The organism is Pseudomonas sp. E6002, from assembly GCF_013385565.1.
Taxonomy (GTDB): domain Bacteria; phylum Pseudomonadota; class Gammaproteobacteria; order Pseudomonadales; family Pseudomonadaceae; genus Aquipseudomonas.
This window is the reverse complement of sequence record NZ_JACAPT010000032.1, coordinates 92,905-111,734: the sequence shown is the minus strand read 5'-3', so window position 1 is coordinate 111,734 and position 18,830 is coordinate 92,905. Positions and strand designations below refer to the sequence as shown.

Sequence of the window (18,830 nt, the reverse complement as noted above, 5' to 3'; positions counted from 1 at the left end):
AACTCTTGAGACGACACGGAAACCCCAATACCTGAACAGTTGGAGTTATACGTATAACTTAAAACTCAAGCGCCAGCCACTGCCTTGTGACTGTTACATATTCTGGATTGATAAAGCATTGACAGCCCACAGGGTGCAGGTTTTACTTCCGCAAGGTTATTCGTATAACCCAAAATTGCATAACCACCCCACAAAAACAAAAGGGACCATGCAGCGTGATAAGCACTTTCCAGAAAACCCCGATCCCCCCGCGTATTCGCAAGGCACGTATCGCCACCTTTCTCGGCTTCATGATGATCGGCGCCATGATGTACATCTGGTCCACCGGTGTAAGCGTGTTCAGGACCCAGCTTGGCCTGACGGGAGAACTCGGGGACTCGAGTTTCGGCCTGATTGCCCTCGGGGTCGGTGTCGGTTCCGCAGCCGGTGCGCTGCTGGTCGGGCGGCTGCTGGACACCTTCGGCGCCAAGCCGGTAATTACCCTTGGCGCCCTCGCCTATCCCCTTTCGATTATCCCGCTGGGCTTCGTCAACGGTTTCTGGTTTGCGCTGTGTTTCGGCTCTGTGCTGGGGCTGTTGCGCGGCGCCCTGGATACCGCCTTGAATGCCCACGGCGTGCAGGTTGAACGGTTTTATCGACGCTCGATCATGTCCGGCTTCCATGCCTTCTATTCCCTGGGCGGCTTCCTGCTGGGCATGGCATGCAGTTGGCTGACCCGGTTCTACACCGACAGCGTGCTGGTGCCTTACACCGTACTGGGCCTGGCGATGTTCATTCTGGGCTGTGTGTTCAGCCGATGGTTGCTGGGCAAGCATGATGTGCCCGACGCCCAGCTCGACGACTGGCAAGCCGGCACCCAGTCCCGGGACGAAACCGGCAAGGGCCCTTCGGCCAAGACGCTGCTGGTGATGATCGCTCTCGGCACCTTGCTGCTGGGCAGCATGATGGGCGAAAACGCAATTGCCGACTGGGGCCAGGAATACATTCGCCGGGAGTTCGCGACCACCACCTCGACCGCAGGCATGGCGGTCTCACTGTTCGTCGGTGCGTCATTCGTGGGGCGCCTTTTTGGCGACCGCCTGGCCGCTGCGTTCGGTAATGCGCAGGTGGTGTTTGGATGCGGTACGTTGTGCGTCCTCGGCATGATCACCACGATATTGGGCGGTACGGCCGTGACCGGCGTTGTCGGCTTCGCGCTGTTTGGCCTCGGCCTTTCGTGCATCGCACCGTTGATGATCTCCGCCGCCGGGCGCCGGGACCCGGCACATGCCGGGCGCAATATCGGCATCGTCAACTGCATCGGATTTTCCGGGATGCTGGTGGGCCCCGCCGTCATCACCGTCATCGTCAGCAACTTCGGCCTGAGCAAGCTGATGTTCTTCCCGCTGGTGATGCTCGGTTTGCTCGCGACGTTCGGCCCACTGCTGATGCGCGCGCCGAAGAAAACCGTTGCCCGCGGCAAAGCGCAAACCGAGGTGTGAGGGAGGCCCGCATCGTCACTGCACCGGCAGGAAATTCATCAGCAGCAAGCTTTGCGCGTAGTTGAGCCCGATGCGCCGGTAGCGTTCGTCGAGCATCTGGGTCAACAGGTCGAGGCGCGCGACGATCTTGCCGAACTCCACGGCAAAGCTGAGGTTGCTGCCCGCCTCCGAGATCTCGTTGGAGAACAGCAACAGCGAGCCATTGGCATCCTGGCGCTGACTGAGCAGCCAGGTGGCCTTCTCGATATTGCGCGCGGCATTGCTGACGAACTGCGGGTTGATCGAGTCCGTTATATAAAACTCGGTGCGCCCGCCGTGTGCCGTCACCAGCATGCTGCCGATCGCGTAGATGAAGGCGCCTACCCGGTCGCCGCGAAACTCCGGGCTCAGGGAATAGCTCAGCGCCGCCAGGTCGCGACGATCGCCCAGGGCAGGTAGCGGTTGGCGAAGTTCGATGGCCTGGCGGATTTGCCGGGCGGCGGTCACCGCGTCGGTGTAACCCGATTGACGCCACTGGTTGGGGTTGCGCAGGTAGAGCTTGCTCATCAGCAGATACAGGCTTTGCAGGTTGTCGCGCATGCTCAGGGTGGCCATGCGATCAACGCTGGTCTGGAAGAATTCATCGGGCTTGCCGTTGCTGAACTGCGTGGCAATATCGCGCCCCTGCTGCTGGCTGCAACCATTGGCGCAAAGCATCAAAACCGCAGCCAGCCACAGCGGCTGACGCATCCATCGGGTGATAAAAACAGGTAACGTGCGATCCATCGGCACCAGGTCTGGGTCTGCTGTCCACGCCGGAAATTAGTGTGGTCGGGACAGAGATAGATCGGAAGAACGGGAAAAAGTGCAGTGAGGGCGGCAAACCAATAATTTTTCCAGAGGTGCATCCACTTTGATCCTTGGTACGTAGATTCAATACCCTCACCCGGAGGGCACAAGCACCAAGGAGATACATCATGCACGCCATCTACAAAAAAATTGCTGCCGTTGCCTGCTTTACGATCCTCTCCGTCACCACATCCCTAAGTTTTGCCGCCGACACCGTAATGGTGGGCGGCGCGGCGATGTATCCGACGAAAACCATCGTCGAAAACGCAGTCAACTCAAAGGACCACACCACTCTGGTGGCGGCGGTCAAGGCAGCCGGACTGGTGGATACCCTTAACAGCAAAGGCCCGTTCACCGTATTCGCACCGACCAACGAAGCTTTCGCCAAGCTCCCCGCAGGCACCGTGGATACGCTTGTGAAGCCTGAGCACAAAGCCGATCTCACAAAAATCCTGACCTATCACGTGGTGGCTGGCACTCATACCTCTGCACAACTGATGGCCGACGCCAAGAAGAACGGCGGTACCGTGATGTTGAAAACCGTGCAGGGTGAGTCGCTGACGATCAAGCTGCATGACGGCAAATTGTGGGTGGTGGATGCCAAGGGGGGCAAGGCCAGCATCAGCATTGCGGATGTGATGCAGTCCAATGGCGTGATTCATGTGGTTGATTCGGTGCTGATGCCGTAATCGTCGCTTGACACCGAAAAGCCCGACGCAGTGTGCGTCGGGCTGATTCGGATGCTTCAGTTGTCGGGGTGTTCACTCGCGACAGAATCAGCCGCATCCACATCCGACATATCCTCTTCCAGAGGGGCATCATCGTCCGGTGGTAGAGGCGCTTCAGGTTGATCGCGCCGAGGATCATGCCCGGTTTCATTGTCTGTACCGCGCGTTACGGCCTGCTGGGATACGTTTCCAGGGGCCTTCTCGTTAATTTCCATGCTGGCTCTCCGTTCTAGCGCGGGATGTCCGTGCTTGAACATGAGAAACGATGCGGTGTCGCGAGTGCCGGACGATGGACGAACGGTGGGGATCAATTTCATAACGGCCCTAACGCTCCGAGAGACTCTATCCACCGCAGGATCGCGGGTTTCTCTGCTGGTTTTTCGCCAATGCAACACACCTCGGGGTCGGTGAGAGAACACCAGACAGACACCGGGTCTCCCACTCGCAAGCCATACGAGGCTTTACGAAGCGTCGTCGTTGACCAAGCGTCAACCGTCTCGTTGAGAGACTTGTGAAAGTGCTGCCCATTGACGCTATAGCTGAAGCTCATGAACTGGCGTCCGGCCCACGATGCCTCACGCCCGACGAAGGTTACGTAGCCAGGCACCACTTGCCCCGCGTCCATGGCGCTCATGAGTTCTCTCCTGAAAACAGCCCGGAAACACGTTTGTTTTTTGTGCTTTTACACTGTTATAGCTCAGAGGCCCGCAGCGCGACAGGTCCTTGGTCGCCGCCTACGGTGAGGCCTGAAACTGACTACCCTTTATATCTGACACACATTGACATATCGATAATTCTCGATATGATCACGCCATGGACTTACTCGAAATATTCAAAGCCCTCTCAAACCAGACACGCCTCGAAATCCTGAAAGGTTTGAAGGACCCCGAGAAGAACTTCCCTGCACAAGATGAAGGGGACGTTCACACGGTGGGCGTGTGCGTCAGCAGTATTCAGGAAGGCATCGGGCTCTCGCAGTCGACGGTGTCCGGTTACCTGGCAACGCTGCAACGGGTGGGTCTGGTCGAAGTCAGGCGCATCGGCCAGTGGACTTACTACAAGCGCAATGAAGCCACCATCCGCAGGCTTGCCGAGATCATAGGGAAAGATTTGTAGTTTTTTTACCACAGAATATCGAGATTTCGCGATATCCCTTTTTGTCGAAACGAGGAAATGCAATGAAGGCGTTGATACTCAAGTCATTTGGCGGCCCGGAATCATTCGAACTTCGCGACGTTCCCAAGCCCGTTCCGCACACGGGGCAAGTCCTGGTCCGCGTACACGCAACCTCCATCAACCCGCTGGATTACCAGGTCCGACGTGGCGACTACGCTGACCTGGTGCCGCTACCGGCGATTACCGGGCATGACGTATCGGGGGTCGTTGAGGAAGTCGGGCCGGGGGTTACGTCCTTCGCGCCAGGCGACGAAGTCTGGTACACCCCGCAAATATTTGACGGACCCGGCAGCTATGCCGAATACCACGTGGCGGCCGAAGGCATTATCGGGAAGAAGCCCCCTGCCCTGAGTCACCTTGAAGCGGCAAGCCTGAGCCTGGTCGGCGGCACCGCCTGGGAAGCGCTGGTGGTGCGTGCAGCCCTCAGGGTGGGAGAAAGCATCCTGGTGCACGGCGGCGCGGGCGGCGTCGGCCATGTGGCGATCCAACTGGCGAAAGCCATTGGCGCCCAGGTGTTCACCACCGTACGCGACGTCAATGTCGAGTTCGCGCGAAGCCTGGGCGCGGACGTAATCATCGACTACGAAAAGGAAGATTACGTCGACGCCATCCTGCGGGAAACGGGTGGCCGTGGCGTTGATGTGGTGTTCGATACCATCGGCGGCACCACATTGTCCCGTAGCCCGGACGCGCTTGCGCAACTGGGTCGCGTGGTCACGATTGTGGACACGGCGCACCCCCAGAACCTCGTCCAGGCCTGGGGCAGGAACGCGAGTTATCACTTCGTTTTCACACGACAGAACCGCGGTAAGCTGGATGAAATGAGCGCACTGATAGCAAACGGTCAACTGCGGCCACACGTTGGCGCGGTCTATTCCCTTGCCGACATCCCGCTCGCCCATTCCCGCCTGGAAAGCCCCAACAACGGCATTCAAGGGAAAATCGCGATTGCCGTGTCCGCCGGCTTACAGGAGGATTGGCGCAACGGTGCCTGAGCTGATCGCACTGAACCACTTTTTTGGAGAGCACGGGTAAATGGCAGAACTGATGGAAATGCTCGACGGCCCAAGGACCGCACAGCAGGAACTGTTCTACGACCTCGACGATGCGACGGCCGTTATCGCCTGGTCGGTCAATCAATTGGCCACTATCGCCGGGGTCGCCAAATCACCCGACGAAGCAGTCGCCCTGATGAAGATGGGTGCACTGCTCGCGGCTCAGCAGGAAAAGCTCAGCGGGTACGCGGATGAGGTGAAGGCCGGAAGGATTGTGCGAGGAGAGGATCACTCGTGATAAATACGCTACGCACCCAACAACCTTTCACATCCCTTTCACACTCGAGCGCTTATCGTCACTCCAGCTCCTAAGTGAACACCTTTAAGCCCGCACTCCCCATCGCGGGCTTTTCTTTGCCTGGAATTTGGTAAAAGGGATATCAAAACCTTCATCCAGTTTCATTTGTTGATGGCCTGGGCTGTCGCCTTAATGCTCCCACACGAACTCGTGCACAGGAGCAAAATATAATGAAAAAACGTCAACCGTTACTTCAGCTCAATACCTTGGCCGTGGCGCTGGCATTTGCCTTGCCGGCCATGAGCTATGCCAGCGATCAGTCCGACTCCAAGGGCTTTGTCGCCGACAGCAGCTTGAATATCCTCAACCGCAACCTGTTCTGGAACCAGAACGGCAACGGCGCCCACACCCGTGACTGGAGCCAGGCGCTGATGGCGACCTACAGCTCGGGCTTCACTCAAGGCACCATTGGCATCGGCATTGATGCGTTTGCCGACCTGGCGTTGCGCATCGACGGGGACACCGACCGTGCCGGTGGCCCGAACATACCGTCCGACGCCAATGGCAATCCGGATCATGGCTTCGCGAAGGCCGGTGGTGACGTCAAGTTCCGTATTTCCAATACCACGCTCAAGGTCGGCGACCTGCAGCCTACGTCGCCGGTGTTCGCCACCGCCGATAACTACCTGATGCCACAGACCGCAACAGGCTTCCAGATCGACAGCCATGAAATCACCGGCCTGAACCTGGAGGCCGGCCATTACACCTCCGGCACCGGTACCACCACCACCTCGCGCAGCGGCGACATTCTCGCCAGCTATGCAGGCGTGGAAGCGTCGTCGGCCAGCTTCGCGGGGGGCAAATACCAGTTCAGCAAGGAATTCACCGCGTCGCTGTACGGAGCACACCTGGAAGACGTGTGGAATCAGTACTACGTCAACCTGAACCTTGTTCATCCACTGACCGATGACCAATCCGTCGCGCTGGACTTCAACCTCTATCGCACACTGGACGACGGCAGCGCCAAGGCCGGGACCATCGACACCACCGCAGCCTCGCTGGCGGCTGCCTACACCCTGGGTGCACAGACCTTCACCCTGGCCGGGCAGAAAGTGCATGGTGACGAGCCGTTCGACTACGTCGGCTTTGGGGAGACCAATGCCGGCGTCGGTGCCGGGCGCTACGGCAACTCGATCAACCTGGCTGACTCGGTGCAATACTCCGACTTCAACGGCCCGGGCGAGCGGTCCTGGCAGATGCGCTATGACCTGGACATGGGAGCCTTTGGCGCCCCCGGCCTGAGCTTCATGGCCCGCCATATTCGCGGTGCTGGCATCGACGGTACGCATACCCCCGGCAATTCGGCCTACACCGGGTTCTATGGCGCCAACGACCAGGAACACGAAACCGACGCCGAAGTGAAATACGTCGTGCAGAGTGGCCCGGCCAAGAAGCTGTCCTTTCGCCTGAGGGAAGCCTGGCACGATGGTGATGCGTCCACCGGGGGGCATCTGGTGCAGACACGCCTGATTACCGAGTACCCGTTGAATATCTTCTAAACAGGCGGGAGTGCCCGGTTGATGGATCTACCGGGTACTCTGCGTAGCCAGGTATTGATCGGTAGGCGTTTTGATTCCACACACAAAAAAAGGCGCTACCAAGAGCGCCTTTTTTGTTACCGCTGACTTATTGCAAACTAACCTGACGCAGTTCGGGCTCTTTCCCGCTACCAATCGTGATGCGCTTGGGCTTGGCCTCTTCAGGAACCACGCGCAGCAAGTCGATGCTTAACAGCCCGTTGTTCATCGAAGCACCGCGCACCTCGATATGATCTGCCAGCCGGAACGACAGCCGAAATGCTCGTTGCGCGATGCCCTGGTGCAGATAAGTGACTGCTTTCTCGGTTTCACGCTTGTCGCCAACGACTGTCAAAACGCCCTTCTCGACCTGAATATCCAGATCCGCTTCAGTAAGCCCAGCGACAGCAATGACAATGCGATATTCGTCATCACCGTGCTTTTCCACATTGTGAGGCGGATAAGTGTTCGGAGCCTCGCTGCGAAGCGCCGACTCAAACAGGTCATTGAAGCGATCGAAGCCCACGGATTGACGGAATAAAGGGGCCAACGAAAGGGTAGTAGCCATCTCAAAATCTCCTGATTAAATCCAAGTGATTAAGTGCGCGACCCGCATTCGGCGTCGCGTGATGAAAATTTATGTTCGCCGGGAAAATTTTCAAGAGGCCAGATAAAAATTTTTACATTTGAGTGCCAGCCGGGAACGGCTTGCTCGGTTGGATAGACAGGCCGCCCTCAGGCTGCGATGCGTAGTCAGCCCACCTTTCTCTTGAGTGCTTGCCTGGGTCGGGTTCAGCAAGCGGTGGCTTCGTGGAACTCTCTGGCATGTTCGCCATTACTCGCGGCATGTCTTAAAGTATCCGGTTGCCGAAGAACCGCCATGACATATCCATGAAGGGCTTCAATCCTTTACAAATAAGTGTGGTCAAGATGAACAAGCCTTTCATTTCGCTGTGCCCTGAAATTACGCGGGCGCACGCGCTGACGTTGGTGGATTGGTTAGAGGATGAACGCATCACCTGCTACCTGAGCGATTCGCGTCATGTCTCCCGCTCCATTGAGCAAGTCATTGATCGGACTCAGTTGCCGATCCTGACTCATCTATTCAACCAGGGCGGCAGATTCTTTATGGCCTATGACCGGCATGACGCCCCGGTGGGCTTTGTCCGTCTCATCAAGACCGGCTCAAATTGCGAGATTGTCCTGGTCATCGGAGACAGCGACAAATGGGGCCGGAACCTGGGCGCCAGCACGATCCGCGAAGGCATGAAACTGGCCTTCCTCGACATGCGGGCCGAGAAGCTCATCGCCAAGATTCACCCGGACAACTCGCGCTCGCTGAAAGCCTTTCTGCGCAGCGGCTTTATGCTGGAGAGCGAAACGCCGACATTGACGTCATTTTCCATGACGGCGGCAAGCTATTTCCAGTTCTTGCGCGAAGGCGCCGGTGGCGACTCCACCAGGATCTACATCACTGAAATCGACAAGGCCAGGCTCGAGGATCTGATCGCGTTCGAGCAAGGCCCGGCGGTTGTTGAACTCGAACATGAGCTTGAGCGGGCCATTGTCGTCAAGCCGCAGCAGGTGGCGTGCAATGTCATCACGATGAACTCCAGGGCCTTGCTGCAACTGGACGATGAAGAGTTCGAAGTGGCCTTGGTCTACCCTGAAGACGCGGACAGCAACGCAGCAAAGCATTCCGTGTATTCCGACATAGGCACCGCCATCCTTGGCTATCAGGAGGGAGACGCCATCGACTGGCGAATTGCTGACCGGACCCGCCGGATTGAGATCAAGAAAGTGCTTTACCAGCCGGAGGCTGCGGGCGACTTCCACCTGTAATTGCGCCTTTTCTCAGTAACGAATCACGCCAGTCAGCGCGCCCGGCTTGGGTGCCTGACTTCTCCAGCGTGAACTGATAACCGAGACGGTTATCGGCGCGGGGGGTGAGATCGTGAAACCTACCCGCTGACGCCCACTTTTTGCAGAGTTGCGGAAACTGCCTGAAATGATACGGAAACGATTAGAGGTGTATTCCTGAACCCCAGAAACGCAAAAGCCCCGCAATAGCGGGGCTCTTGAGTAAATCTTGGCGGGAAACCAGGGATTCGAACCCTGGAGACGCTATTAACGTCCGCCGGTTTTCAAGACCGGTGCATTCAACCACTCTGCCAATTTCCCTTGTGCAACACAGGATTAGCGTAGCTCATCCTGCCTCAGCGGGCGCCATAATACCCGAATGAAACACACTGTCAAACTCTCGCCATAGCTTGTTACAGAGCGTCTGTTATGATCCTTGCGACTGAATGTTTCAAAACTGAAGGAGTGTCGCCATGCGCGAACAAAATTACGCAGTGAATGGAAACGCGCAGGCTGAGCAGCTAGAAGTTAGCCGCGTCCTGCGCAATACGTACGGCTTGCTCGCTCTCACCCTCGCGTTCAGCGGCGTGATGGCCTTCGTAGCCCAGCAAATGCGCGTCGGCTACCCGAATATCTTCGTCGTGCTGATCGGCTTCTACGGTCTGTTCTTCCTGACCAACAAGCTGCGCGACTCGGCCTGGGGCCTGGTGTCGGCGTTTGCCCTGACCGGTTTCATGGGCTTTATCCTCGGCCCGATCCTTAACCGCTACCTCGGCATGGCCGGCGGCGCGGAAGTGGTCAGCTCGGCATTTGCCATGACTGCCCTGGTATTTGGCGGCCTGTCGGCCTACGTGCTGATTTCCCGCAAGGACATGAGCTTCCTGGGTGGTTTCATCACCGCCGGTTTCTTCGTGTTGCTGGCTGCCGTACTGGCAGGCATGTTCTTCCAGATCAGCGGCCTGCAACTGGCGATCAGCGCAGGTTTCGTGCTGTTCTCCTCGGCCTGCATCCTGTTCCAGACCAGCGCAATCATCCAGGGTGGCGAGCGTAACTACATCATGGCCACCATCAGCCTGTATGTATCGATCTACAACCTGTTTATCAGCCTGTTGCAGATCTTCGGCATCATGGGCCGCGACGACTGATCGCAGCCGCATGCAAAAAGCCCGCTTCGGCGGGCTTTTTGTTGCCTGCGGCTTTATCATTGCCACAGGTTTTGCCTTCAGAGTGTTCCATGAAGTTCGCGATTGCGCTTTTTTCCGCCGCCCATGCGCCCTCCTCGCGCCGTGCCTTGCTGTTCGCCCAGGCGGCGCTGGCGGGTGGACATGAGATTGTGCGGCTGTTTTTTTATCAGGATGGCGTCTACAGCGCGTCCACTAACATTGTTGCGCCGCAGGATGAGCAGGATATCGCCCGTCAGTGGCGCGAGTTTGTCAGCGAGCATCAACTCGATGGCGTGGTGTGCATCGCCGCGGCCCTGCGCCGTGGCGTGCTGAATGCCGAAGAGGCCACCCGTTATCAGCGCAGCGCAGTGAACCTGGACGCGCCTTGGGCATTGTCCGGGCTTGGGCAGTTGCATGACGCCGCCCAGTCCGCTGACCGCTTGATCTGCTTCGGAGGGCCGTGACATGTCGAAATCCTTGCTGGTGATCAGCCGACAGGCGCCGTGGTCCGGCCCCGGCGCCCGTGAAGCGCTGGATATCGTATTGGCTGGCGGCGCGTTTGATTTGCCGATTGGCCTGTTGTTTCTGGATGACGGCGTGTTTCAACTGGCCGCGAGCCAGGACGCCAGGGCCGTGCAACAGAAAGACCTGAGCGCCAACCTCCAGGCCCTGGAATTATTTGGCGTCGAAGAGGTGTTTGCCTGCAGCCATAGCCTCGCCGTCCGCGGGCTGGCCACCTCCGGCAACGCACAGCCGCTGAGCAGTGAACAAATTTCACAGATGATTGACCGTTACGACCAGGTGATTACCCTCTGATGTCGACCTTGCATGTGGTATCCCACTCGCCTTTTACCGACAGCCGGCTGGACAGCTGCCTGCGCCTCTGTGGCACCCAGGATGCGATCCTGCTGTGCGGCGACGGCGCCTACGCCCTGCAACCCGCCAGCGCGACTTGCCAGGCCCTGCAGGCCAGGGGCGTGAAAGTGTTTGTACTGGCCGAAGACAGCCAGGCGCGTAACCTCGCCGTGCCTGAATGGGCCGGCAGTGTCGATTACCCGGCGTTCGTCCAGCTGTCGATCGACTATGACAAGGTCAACACCTGGCTATGAACACTTTGACCGTAGGTGAACGCACCCTCGAACTGGACAAGGACGGCTACCTCGTCGACCTGACCGAGTGGTCCAGCGACGTGGCCAACGCCCTCGCCACCGCCGAAGCGCTGGAGCTGACCCCGGAACACTGGGAAATCCTCGAACTGCTGCGCGGCTTTTATACCGAATTCCAGCTGTCGCCCGCCACCCGCCCGCTGATCAAGTACACCGCCTTGAAGCTGGGCCCGGAAAAGGGCAACAGCCTGCACCTCAACCGACTGTTCAAAGGCACTCCCGCCAAACTCGCCGCCAAGCTGGCGGGCCTGCCCAGGCCGACGAATTGCTTATGACTGATTTTGCCCCGTTGATCACTGAAACCCCTGCCGAACATCCGTTCGCGCCGTTCGTGCGCATCCTCGGCAAAGGCAAGCGCGGCGCCCGCAACCTCACCCGTGAGGAAGCCCGGGAAGCCATGGGCATGCTGCTGGACGAGAAGGTCGAAGACACCCAGCTCGGCGCCTTCCTCATGCTGCTGCGGCACAAGGAAGAAAGCCCGGAGGAACTCGCCGGTTTCACCGAAGCCGTGCGCGAGCGCCTGAATGCACCGTCGCTCAATGTGGATGTCGACTGGCCGACCTACGCCGGTAAAAAACGCCACCTGCCGTGGTACCTGCTGGCAGCCAAGTGCCTGGCACAGAACGGCGTGCGTATCCTGATGCACGGCGGCGGCGCGCATACGGCAGGCCGGCTCTACACCGAGCAGTTGCTGGATGGCTTGCAGATTCCGTTGTGCCGCAATTGGCAACAGGTGGAAGCGGCCCTTGAACAGGGCAACCTGGCGTTTATTCCCCTGGGGGACTGGGCGCCGCAACTGCAGCGCATGATCGACCTGCGCAACACCCTGGGCCTGCGCTCGCCGATCCATTCACTGGCGCGCATCCTCAACCCGTTGAGCGCCCGCTGCGGCCTGCAAAGCATCTTCCACCCGGGCTACCAGGGCGTACACCGCGATGCCAGCGGCCTGCTTGGCGACAACAGCATCGTGATCAAGGGCGACGGCGGCGAGATCGAGATCAACCCGGACACCATCAGCCACCTGTACGGCACTACCGGCGGCGAAAGCTGGGATGAAGAGTGGCCCGCCCTCTCCGCCCAGCGCCACGTCAAGCCTGCGGCCCTGGAGCCCGAGCATTTGAAGGCGCTATGGCGCGGTGAGGTGCAGGACAGCTACCCGCAACTGGCACTGATCGCCACCATGGCCCTGGCCTTGCGCGGCCTCGGCCACCCGCGGGAACAGGCGTTCGAACTGGCCCAGCAGTACTGGGATGCCCGGGACAAATCGATTTAGTCGATCATTAACCCCCAGCCTTTGCGCTTTTTGTTCGAACTCAGACCTTTAGACTGCACTCCAACGCTTATTAGCCAAGGAGTCAGTCATGGGTTTGCTGATCGAAGGACGCTGGCATGACCAGTGGTACGAAAGTAGCGCAGACGGCGCCTTCCAACGGGAGCAGGCGCAACGCCGCAACTGGGTGACCGCCGATGGTGAACCCGGCCCGACCGGCGAAGGCGGTTTCGCGGCTGAAGCCGGTCGTTACCATTTATACGTATCCCTCGCCTGCCCCTGGGCGCACCGCACATTGATCCTGCGCAAGCTCAAAGGCTTGGAAAGCCTGATCGACGTGTCGGTGGTCAGTTGGCTGATGCTGGAAAACGGCTGGACCTTCGACAAGGCCCATGGCTCCAGCGGCGACAAGCTTGACGACTTCACCTTCATGCACCAACGCTACACCGCCGACACCGCCAGCTACACCGGGCGGGTCACGGTGCCGGTGTTGTGGGACAAGAAGCGCAAGCGGATTGTCAGCAATGAGTCGGCGGAGATTATTCGCATGTTCAACAGTGCGTTTAATGAACTGACCGGCAATCAACTGGATTTCTATCCCGAAGCCCAGCGCTCGACCATTGATGCACTGAACGATCGAATCTATCCCGCCGTGAACAACGGTGTGTACCGCGCAGGCTTTGCCACGTCACAAAAGGCTTATGAGGCCGCATTTGATGATGTGTTTGCCGAACTGGATCACCTTGAGCAGCACTTGGGTGAGCATCGTTACCTGGCGGGAGAATACCTGACTGAAGCCGATGTAAGGCTTTTCACCACGGCGATCCGGTTTGATGCGGTGTACTACAGCCACTTCAAATGCAACCTGCGGCGAATTGCGGATTATCCGAACCTGTCGAACTGGCTAAGGGAGTTGTATCAGTGGCCGGGGATTGCCGAGACGGTGGATTTTGCTCACATCAAGGGGCATTACTACGCCAGTCACCGCACGATTAATCCGACGGGGATTGTGCCGAAGGGGCCGTTGCAGACGTTTGAGGCGGAGCATGACCGGGAGCGGTTGAGCGGGAAAGGGATTTGGAGTTGATCCAAGCCCTGTAGGAGCAAGCTTGCTCGCGAAGGTCGTCAACGATAACGCGCTCATGCTGAATGAACGCGGTGACCTTGAGTTTTTCGCGAGCAAGCTCGCTCCTACAGTTGAACATCTGTCGCGGTTATCAGACTTGCGACTGAGCGCCTTCAAACCACTTCAGCTTCTCACGCAACTGCACCACTTCTCCCACAATCACCAGTGTCGGCGCATGAACCTCATGTTCCGCCACCATGCGTGGCAGGTCAGCCAGGGTGCCGGTAAACACCCGCTGGTTGGACGTGGTGCCCTGCTGGATCAACGCCGCCGGCGTATCCGCCGAACGACCATGCTTGATCAGCTGTTCGCAGATGATCGGCAACCCGATCAAGCCCATGTAGAACACCAGGGTCTGCGAAGGGCCCACCAAGTCACTCCACGGCAGGTCCGAAGTCCCGTCCTTCAAGTGCCCGGTAATGAAGCGAACCGATTGCGCATAGTCACGGTGGGTCAGCGGAATACCGGCATACGCCGCGCAACCACTGGCCGCGGTAATACCCGGCACCACCTGGAACGGGATGCCATGGGCCGCCAGCTCTTCGATCTCTTCACCGCCACGCCCAAAGATGAACGGGTCGCCACCCTTGAGCCGCAGCACGCGCTTGCCTTGCCTGGCCAGGTCCACCAGTTGCTGGTTGATCTGGTCCTGCGGCACCGCATGGTCGGCGCGCCGCTTGCCGACATACACCCGCTCGGCATCGCGACGGCACAGCTCAAGAATCGCCGGCGCCACCAGGCGGTCGTACAGCACCACGTCGGCCTGTTGCATCAAGCGCAAGGCGCGGAATGTCAGCAGGTCCGGATCACCCGGGCCTGCGCCCACCAGGTAGACTTCGCCCGGTGCGTGGGGCGGTGCGCCGTTGATTTTCTCCACCAGCAAACGTTCGGCTTCATCACCCTGCCCGGCCAGTTGCCGATCAGCAATCGGGCCCTGGAAGACATCTTCCCAGAACGCGCGACGTTGCTGCACATCCGGGAACAAGCCTTTGACCTGGCTGCGAAACCGCGCCGCCAGCCCGGCCAACTGGCCGTAAGTCGACGGAATCCAGGTTTCCAGCTTGGCGCGGATCAAGCGTGCCAGCACCGGCGCATCGCCGCCGCTGGACACTGCGATCACCAACGGCGAACGGTCGACAATCGCCGGGAAGATCACGCTGCACAAGGCCGGCGCATCCACCACATTGACCGGTACGCAACGACGCCGGGCATCGCTGGACACTTGCGCGTTCAGCGGCTCGTCGTCGGTCGCCGCGATGATCAGGGTGCAACCGTCGAGGTCGGCCTCCTGATAACCACGCAAAATCAGTTCACCGCCACTGCCCTGCACCAGTTCACGCAACTGGTCTTCAATCTGGGGAGCAACCACCCGCAACAACGCGCCGGCGTCGGCCAGCAGCCGGGATTTGCGCAAGGCAATCTCCCCGCCACCGACGACCAACACACGACTGCCGCGCAGGTTATGAAACAGCGGCAGAAATTCCATTTAGCCGATGACCTCAACGCCCGCCATGTACGGCTTGAGCACTTCAGGCACGCGGATCGAACCGTCAGCCTGCTGGTAGTTTTCCAGCACGGCCACCAGGGTACGGCCTACTGCCAGGCCCGAACCGTTGAGGGTGTGGACCAGCTCGGGCTTGCCGGTTTCCGGGTTACGGAAACGCGCCTGCATGCGACGGGCCTGGAAATCACCGCAGTTGGAGCACGACGAAATCTCGCGGTATTTGTCCTGGCTCGGCACCCACACTTCCAGGTCGTAAGTCTTCACGGCACTGAAACCCATGTCGCCGGTGCACAGCGCCAGAACGCGGTACGGCAGCTCCAGCAGTTGCAGGACGCGTTCGGCGTTGGCGGTCAGGCCTTCCAGCGCTTCCATGGAAGTCGACGGCTCGACAACCTGCACCATCTCGACCTTGTCGAACTGGTGCTGGCGAATCATGCCGCGGGTGTCGCGGCCCGATGCACCGGCTTCGCTGCGAAAGCATGGCGAGTGGGCGACAAACTTGATCGGCAACTGCTTGGCGTCGAGGATTTCCCCGGCCACGATATTGGTCAGCGATACTTCGGCGGTCGGGATCAGGTACAAGTCGGCTTCGCCATCGCGGCTGATCTTGAACAGGTCTTCCTCGAATTTCGGCAGCTGGCTGGTGCCCATCAGCGCCGGAGCCTGGACCAGGTACGGGGTGTAAGCCTCTTCGTAGCCGTGCTCGCCGGTGTGCAGGTTGATCATGAACTGCGCCAGGGCGCGGTGCATGCGTGCAATCGGGCCACGCAGCAAGGCAAAGCGCGCGCCGGACATTTTGGCCGCCGTTTCGAAGTCCAGGCCACCGGTCAGTTCGCCCAGGGCGACGTGGTCCTTGATCTCGAAATCGAAGGCTTTTGGCGTGCCCCAGCGACGGACTTCGACGTTGCCGTCTTCGTCTTCGCCGATCGGCACGGATTCGTGCGGCAGGTTCGGGATGCCCAGCAGGATCGAGTCCAGTTCGGTCTGGATAACGTCCAGCTCGACTTTGCCGGAAGCCAACTCGCCAGCCATACGCTCGACGTCCGCCATCAACGGCGCGATGTCTTCGCCGCGCTGCTTGGCCTGACCGATGGATTTGGAACGCGCATTACGCTCAGCCTGCAGTGCTTCGGTGCGGGTCTGGACGGTCTTGCGCTGTTCTTCCAGCGCTTCGATGCGCGCAACATCCAAGGCAAAGCCACGGGATGCCAGGCGGTCCGCTACGTCCTGAAGGTTGCTACGTAACAGTTTGGAATCGAGCATGTCGGTCTCTCGTTTATCAAAGTTTGGTCAAGGACAGGCCAGCCCAAGTGGCGAGCAGCCCGCCGAACACGCTGATGGCCAGGTACCCGAAGGCGACCGGTGCCTGCCCGCTTTCCAGCAGGCGTAGCGTGTCCAGTGAAAAGGATGAAAAGGTCGTCAGACCGCCTACAAAACCGACAATCAAGCCGGCACGAATCTCAATCGGCACTTCCGGGCGAAGCAGAAACCATCCGTACAACAAGCCGATGATCAAACAGCCCACCAGGTTGACCGCCAGGGTCGCCGCATAAAAATGCTTCGGCCAATTGGCGCTGACCCAGGTGCTGGTGGCGAAACGCAATAATGTACCAGCGATGCCGGCTACGGACACGGCAAGAATCGTTCTGAGCACTACTTTCTCCGCTGTTTCGGACTGAGCCGGTCAAGTTGGGCGAGGTGATTGAGCTTTTCGCCGATCTTCAGCTCCAGGCCGCGGGGCACCGGCTGGTAGAACGGCTGCGGCTCAAGGTCATCCGGGAAGTAATCTTCGCCAGCCGCATAGGCGTCCGGCTCATCGTGGGCGTAGCGGTATTCATCGCCGTAGCCGAGTTGCTTCATCAGCTTGGTCGGCGCATTGCGCAAGTGCAGCGGCACTTCCAGGGAACCATGCTCGGCGGCAGCACGCAGGGCGGACTTGAAGCCCATGTACACCGCGTTGCTCTTCGGTGCGCAGGCCAGATAGGTGATGGCCTGGGCCACCGCCAACTCGCCTTCCGGGCTGCCCAGGCGTTCCTGCACTTCCCAGGCGGCCAGGCACAGGCTCAGCGCACGCGGGTCGGCATTGCCAATATCTTCGCTGGCCATGCGCACCACGCGCCGGGCGAGGTACAACGGGTCGCAACCGCCGTCGATCATCCGCGCAAACCAGTACAGCGCGCCGTCGGGGTTGGAGCCGCGCACAGATTTGTGCAGCGCGGAAATCTGGTCGTAGAACGCTTCGCCGCCCTTGTCGAAACGCCGGCGGGTGTCGCCCAACAGGCTCTGCAGCAAGTCGACGCCGATTTCGCTGCCATCCTCGGCCAGGTCGGAAGCGTTTTCCAGCAGATTGAGAAAACGTCGACCGTCGCCATCCGCAGCAGTCAGCAGGATCTTGAAGCCTTCCTCACTGACACTCAACTGGCGCTTGCCCAGGCCCTTGTCTTCGTTCAGCGCACGCTGCAAGAGCTTCTGCATCGCGGCTTCATCGAGGCTCTTGAGCACATAGACACGCGCCCGGGACAGCAAGGCATTGTTCAGTTCAAAAGACGGGTTTTCGGTGGTGGCACCAATAAAGATCAGCGTGCCGTCTTCGACATACGGCAAGAACGCATCCTGCTGCGACTTGTTGAAGCGATGCACTTCGTCGACGAACAGGATGGTGCGCTTGCCGTACTGCCCGGCCTGCTGCTTGGCGACTTCCACCGCCTGGCGGATCTCCTTGACCCCGGCCAGCACCGCCGAGACCGTCTCGAAGTGTGCATCCGAGACTTTTGCCAGGAGCCGCGCCAGGGTGGTTTTACCCACGCCCGGCGGCCCCCAGAAAATCATCGAGTGCAGCGCACCCTGCTCAAGGGCCTCGCGCAAAGGCTTGCCGCGGGCGAGCAGGTGTTCCTGCCCGACGTACTCGTCCAGGTTGGTCGAGCGCAGGCGCGCCGCCAGAGGCTGAGCAATCGGGTCACTTCGAAACAGGTCCATGGGCAGCGTTTGAAACCTCTGGGCAGTTTATTCCTGGATCACGTCGGCACCCTTCGGGATGTCGAACTTGAACTTGGATGCCGGTACCGGCTGGTTGGCCTTGACCCCGGAGAACAGGATATCGGTGCGCTGGCCGACGCTGTCAACCAGGCGCATGTTGTTGATCACGCCGTTGCCAAACGACAGGGACAGCGTGTCAAAGAGCGTGTCCTTGGATTTCGGCTTAAGGGTGAATTCAATCACGTTGCTGGTCTGCTTGGAGGTAATGTCGAAGCTGTCGTTGATCTTCGACACATCGCCCGACAGCAACAGCGCTGGCGTCTGGTTCAGGCGCGGGTCGAGCTTCTTGATGGTCGCCTGCTCCAGGTCCGGGTCCCACAGGGTGACTTTTTGGCCGTCAGAGACGATGGTCTGCTCGGCCTTGCCTTCTGTGTGCCAGTAGAACAGCCCTGGGCGCTGCACAGCCATCTCGCCGGCGGTTTCCTGCAACTGGGTGCCACCGGCATCCAGCGTGAGCTGGGAGAAGCGCGCGGTCAGGGTCTGGGATTTGTCCAACAGGTTTTTCAGGCTGGCGACGGAAGCCGGGTCAGCATGAGCCGAAATAGCAGTCAGGGCCAATGCAGGCAACAACAGCATGCGGATAAGACGCATGGGAGTCCTCTTAGATTCGGTTGCAAGGCGT

22 protein-coding genes and 1 tRNA gene are annotated in these 18,830 nt (G+C 59.4%); 14 read left to right on the top strand and 9 right to left on the bottom strand.

Annotated features, from left to right (window positions below):
• The first annotated feature begins 218 nt into the window (after window positions 1–218).
• Window positions 219–1,481: an MFS transporter gene (locus HX815_RS25650; protein ID WP_102604557.1), complete on the top strand. Its 1,263-nt coding sequence runs from the start codon at window positions 219–221 to the stop codon at window positions 1,479–1,481.
• A 15-nt stretch (window positions 1,482–1,496) separates the two neighbouring features.
• On the opposite strand, the gene HX815_RS25645 is transcribed toward HX815_RS25650, so the two are convergent.
• Window positions 1,497–2,246, bottom strand: a complete 750-nt coding sequence (locus HX815_RS25645; RefSeq protein WP_032898777.1) for a hypothetical protein — start codon at window positions 2,244–2,246, stop codon at window positions 1,497–1,499.
• A 191-nt stretch (window positions 2,247–2,437) separates the two neighbouring features.
• Here HX815_RS25645 and HX815_RS25640 point away from each other — a divergent pair, with 191 nt between their 5' ends.
• Window positions 2,438–2,998, top strand: a complete 561-nt coding sequence (locus HX815_RS25640) for a fasciclin domain-containing protein (protein WP_003219652.1) — start codon at window positions 2,438–2,440, stop codon at window positions 2,996–2,998.
• 56 nt (window positions 2,999–3,054) lie between these two features.
• On the opposite strand, the gene HX815_RS25635 is transcribed toward HX815_RS25640, so the two are convergent.
• Window positions 3,055–3,252 carry a hypothetical protein gene (locus HX815_RS25635; protein ID WP_177029083.1) on the bottom strand — a complete coding sequence of 66 codons (198 nt, stop codon included), beginning with the start codon at window positions 3,250–3,252 and terminating at the stop codon, window positions 3,055–3,057.
• Window positions 3,253–3,850: 598 nt separating this feature from the next.
• On the opposite strand from HX815_RS25635, the gene HX815_RS25630 reads away from it, so the two are divergent.
• From HX815_RS25630 to HX815_RS25615, 4 genes are all read left to right on the top strand, one after another.
• On the top strand, window positions 3,851–4,153 hold the full coding sequence (locus HX815_RS25630) for a helix-turn-helix transcriptional regulator (RefSeq protein WP_003219649.1): 303 nt from the start codon (window positions 3,851–3,853) through the stop codon (window positions 4,151–4,153).
• A gap of 62 nt (window positions 4,154–4,215) precedes the next feature.
• Window positions 4,216–5,208: a zinc-dependent alcohol dehydrogenase family protein gene (locus HX815_RS25625; RefSeq protein ID WP_003219647.1), complete on the top strand. Its 993-nt coding sequence runs from the start codon at window positions 4,216–4,218 to the stop codon at window positions 5,206–5,208.
• A gap of 40 nt (window positions 5,209–5,248) precedes the next feature.
• A complete protein-coding gene (locus tag HX815_RS25620; protein ID WP_177029082.1) occupies window positions 5,249–5,506 on the top strand; it encodes a hypothetical protein in 258 nt (85 codons plus the stop codon).
• A gap of 230 nt (window positions 5,507–5,736) precedes the next feature.
• A complete protein-coding gene (locus HX815_RS25615; protein ID WP_003219643.1) occupies window positions 5,737–7,065 on the top strand; it encodes an OprD family porin in 1,329 nt (442 codons plus the stop codon).
• 127 nt (window positions 7,066–7,192) lie between these two features.
• Here HX815_RS25615 and HX815_RS25610 read toward each other — a convergent pair whose 3' ends face one another.
• The gene (locus tag HX815_RS25610; RefSeq protein ID WP_003219642.1) at window positions 7,193–7,651 is read right to left on the bottom strand and encodes an Hsp20 family protein; all 459 of its coding nucleotides are present in this window, start codon (window positions 7,649–7,651) and stop codon (window positions 7,193–7,195) included.
• A 362-nt stretch (window positions 7,652–8,013) separates the two neighbouring features.
• On the opposite strand from HX815_RS25610, the gene HX815_RS25605 reads away from it, so the two are divergent.
• A complete protein-coding gene (locus HX815_RS25605; protein WP_008431545.1) occupies window positions 8,014–8,925 on the top strand; it encodes a bifunctional GNAT family N-acetyltransferase/nucleoside diphosphate kinase regulator in 912 nt (303 codons plus the stop codon).
• 248 nt (window positions 8,926–9,173) lie between these two features.
• Here the strand turns inward: HX815_RS25605 and HX815_RS25600 are convergent.
• Window positions 9,174–9,264, bottom strand: a tRNA-Ser gene (locus HX815_RS25600).
• A 152-nt stretch (window positions 9,265–9,416) separates the two neighbouring features.
• Between HX815_RS25600 and HX815_RS25595 the strand changes: the two genes are divergently transcribed.
• The 7 genes from HX815_RS25595 (at window position 9,417) to HX815_RS25565 (ending at window position 13,629) form a co-directional block, all read left to right on the top strand.
• On the top strand, window positions 9,417–10,088 hold the full coding sequence (locus tag HX815_RS25595) for a Bax inhibitor-1/YccA family protein (RefSeq protein ID WP_003219636.1): 672 nt from the start codon (window positions 9,417–9,419) through the stop codon (window positions 10,086–10,088).
• An 89-nt stretch (window positions 10,089–10,177) separates the two neighbouring features.
• Window positions 10,178–10,570: a sulfurtransferase complex subunit TusD gene (gene tusD, locus HX815_RS25590; protein WP_003219632.1), complete on the top strand. Its 393-nt coding sequence runs from the start codon at window positions 10,178–10,180 to the stop codon at window positions 10,568–10,570.
• 1 nt (window position 10,571) lies between these two features.
• Complete coding sequence (gene tusC, locus HX815_RS25585; protein ID WP_102369433.1) at window positions 10,572–10,922, top strand: sulfurtransferase complex subunit TusC; 351 nt, start codon at window positions 10,572–10,574, stop codon at window positions 10,920–10,922.
• Window positions 10,922–11,215 carry a sulfurtransferase complex subunit TusB gene (gene tusB, locus HX815_RS25580; RefSeq protein ID WP_177029081.1) on the top strand — a complete coding sequence of 98 codons (294 nt, stop codon included), beginning with the start codon at window positions 10,922–10,924 and terminating at the stop codon, window positions 11,213–11,215. Before tusC ends, tusB begins: the two co-directional genes overlap by 1 nt.
• Entirely contained in the window at window positions 11,212–11,547 is a 336-nt protein-coding gene (locus HX815_RS25575; RefSeq protein WP_102369434.1) for a TusE/DsrC/DsvC family sulfur relay protein, read from the top strand. Before tusB ends, HX815_RS25575 begins: the two co-directional genes overlap by 4 nt.
• Window positions 11,544–12,545: a glycosyl transferase family protein gene (locus HX815_RS25570; protein WP_102369435.1), complete on the top strand. Its 1,002-nt coding sequence runs from the start codon at window positions 11,544–11,546 to the stop codon at window positions 12,543–12,545. The genes HX815_RS25575 and HX815_RS25570 overlap by 4 nt, the downstream gene beginning before the upstream one ends.
• A gap of 88 nt (window positions 12,546–12,633) precedes the next feature.
• The gene (locus tag HX815_RS25565; RefSeq protein WP_177029080.1) at window positions 12,634–13,629 is read left to right on the top strand and encodes a glutathione S-transferase family protein; all 996 of its coding nucleotides are present in this window, start codon (window positions 12,634–12,636) and stop codon (window positions 13,627–13,629) included.
• 130 nt (window positions 13,630–13,759) lie between these two features.
• Here HX815_RS25565 and cysG read toward each other — a convergent pair whose 3' ends face one another.
• The 5 genes from cysG to lolA are packed head-to-tail and all read right to left on the bottom strand — an operon-like array spanning window position 13,760 to window position 18,799.
• The gene (cysG, locus tag HX815_RS25560; RefSeq protein ID WP_003219620.1) at window positions 13,760–15,154 is read right to left on the bottom strand and encodes a siroheme synthase CysG; all 1,395 of its coding nucleotides are present in this window, start codon (window positions 15,152–15,154) and stop codon (window positions 13,760–13,762) included.
• Complete coding sequence (serS, locus tag HX815_RS25555) at window positions 15,155–16,435, bottom strand: serine--tRNA ligase (RefSeq protein WP_003219618.1); 1,281 nt, start codon at window positions 16,433–16,435, stop codon at window positions 15,155–15,157.
• Between the two features lie 16 nt (window positions 16,436–16,451).
• The gene (crcB, locus tag HX815_RS25550) at window positions 16,452–16,826 is read right to left on the bottom strand and encodes a fluoride efflux transporter CrcB (RefSeq protein WP_008431560.1); all 375 of its coding nucleotides are present in this window, start codon (window positions 16,824–16,826) and stop codon (window positions 16,452–16,454) included.
• On the bottom strand, window positions 16,826–18,148 hold the full coding sequence (locus HX815_RS25545) for a replication-associated recombination protein A (RefSeq protein WP_003219616.1): 1,323 nt from the start codon (window positions 18,146–18,148) through the stop codon (window positions 16,826–16,828). Before HX815_RS25545 ends, crcB begins: the two co-directional genes overlap by 1 nt.
• Before the next feature lie 27 nt (window positions 18,149–18,175).
• On the bottom strand, window positions 18,176–18,799 hold the full coding sequence (lolA, locus tag HX815_RS25540) for an outer membrane lipoprotein chaperone LolA (protein WP_177029079.1): 624 nt from the start codon (window positions 18,797–18,799) through the stop codon (window positions 18,176–18,178).
• Window positions 18,800–18,830 lie beyond the last annotated feature (31 nt).

Excerpts from the sequence above, each read along its gene's own strand:
- HX815_RS25565 (WP_177029080.1), top strand. The coding sequence starts at position 12,634 with ATGGGTTTGCTGATCGAAGGACGCTGGCATGACCAGTGGTACGAAAGT.
- HX815_RS25635 (WP_177029083.1), bottom strand. The coding sequence starts at position 3,252 with ATGGAAATTAACGAGAAGGCCCCTGGAAACGTATCCCAGCAGGCCGTA.
- HX815_RS25620 (WP_177029082.1), top strand. The coding sequence starts at position 5,249 with ATGGCAGAACTGATGGAAATGCTCGACGGCCCAAGGACCGCACAGCAG.
- HX815_RS25545 (WP_003219616.1), bottom strand. The coding sequence starts at position 18,148 with ATGGACCTGTTTCGAAGTGACCCGATTGCTCAGCCTCTGGCGGCGCGC.
- HX815_RS25615 (WP_003219643.1), top strand. The coding sequence starts at position 5,737 with ATGAAAAAACGTCAACCGTTACTTCAGCTCAATACCTTGGCCGTGGCG.
- HX815_RS25595 (WP_003219636.1), top strand. The coding sequence starts at position 9,417 with ATGCGCGAACAAAATTACGCAGTGAATGGAAACGCGCAGGCTGAGCAG.
- HX815_RS25605 (WP_008431545.1), top strand. The coding sequence starts at position 8,014 with ATGAACAAGCCTTTCATTTCGCTGTGCCCTGAAATTACGCGGGCGCAC.
- HX815_RS25575 (WP_102369434.1), top strand. The coding sequence starts at position 11,212 with ATGAACACTTTGACCGTAGGTGAACGCACCCTCGAACTGGACAAGGAC.
- HX815_RS25570 (WP_102369435.1), top strand. The coding sequence starts at position 11,544 with ATGACTGATTTTGCCCCGTTGATCACTGAAACCCCTGCCGAACATCCG.
- HX815_RS25625 (WP_003219647.1), top strand. The coding sequence starts at position 4,216 with ATGAAGGCGTTGATACTCAAGTCATTTGGCGGCCCGGAATCATTCGAA.
- HX815_RS25640 (WP_003219652.1), top strand. The coding sequence starts at position 2,438 with ATGCACGCCATCTACAAAAAAATTGCTGCCGTTGCCTGCTTTACGATC.
- HX815_RS25610 (WP_003219642.1), bottom strand. The coding sequence starts at position 7,651 with ATGGCTACTACCCTTTCGTTGGCCCCTTTATTCCGTCAATCCGTGGGC.
- lolA (WP_177029079.1), bottom strand. The coding sequence starts at position 18,799 with ATGCGTCTTATCCGCATGCTGTTGTTGCCTGCATTGGCCCTGACTGCT.
- HX815_RS25645 (WP_032898777.1), bottom strand. The coding sequence starts at position 2,246 with ATGGATCGCACGTTACCTGTTTTTATCACCCGATGGATGCGTCAGCCG.
- HX815_RS25630 (WP_003219649.1), top strand. The coding sequence starts at position 3,851 with ATGGACTTACTCGAAATATTCAAAGCCCTCTCAAACCAGACACGCCTC.
- cysG (WP_003219620.1), bottom strand. The coding sequence starts at position 15,154 with ATGGAATTTCTGCCGCTGTTTCATAACCTGCGCGGCAGTCGTGTGTTG.
- tusC (WP_102369433.1), top strand. The coding sequence starts at position 10,572 with ATGTCGAAATCCTTGCTGGTGATCAGCCGACAGGCGCCGTGGTCCGGC.
- serS (WP_003219618.1), bottom strand. The coding sequence starts at position 16,435 with ATGCTCGATTCCAAACTGTTACGTAGCAACCTTCAGGACGTAGCGGAC.
- tusD (WP_003219632.1), top strand. The coding sequence starts at position 10,178 with ATGAAGTTCGCGATTGCGCTTTTTTCCGCCGCCCATGCGCCCTCCTCG.
- tusB (WP_177029081.1), top strand. The coding sequence starts at position 10,922 with ATGTCGACCTTGCATGTGGTATCCCACTCGCCTTTTACCGACAGCCGG.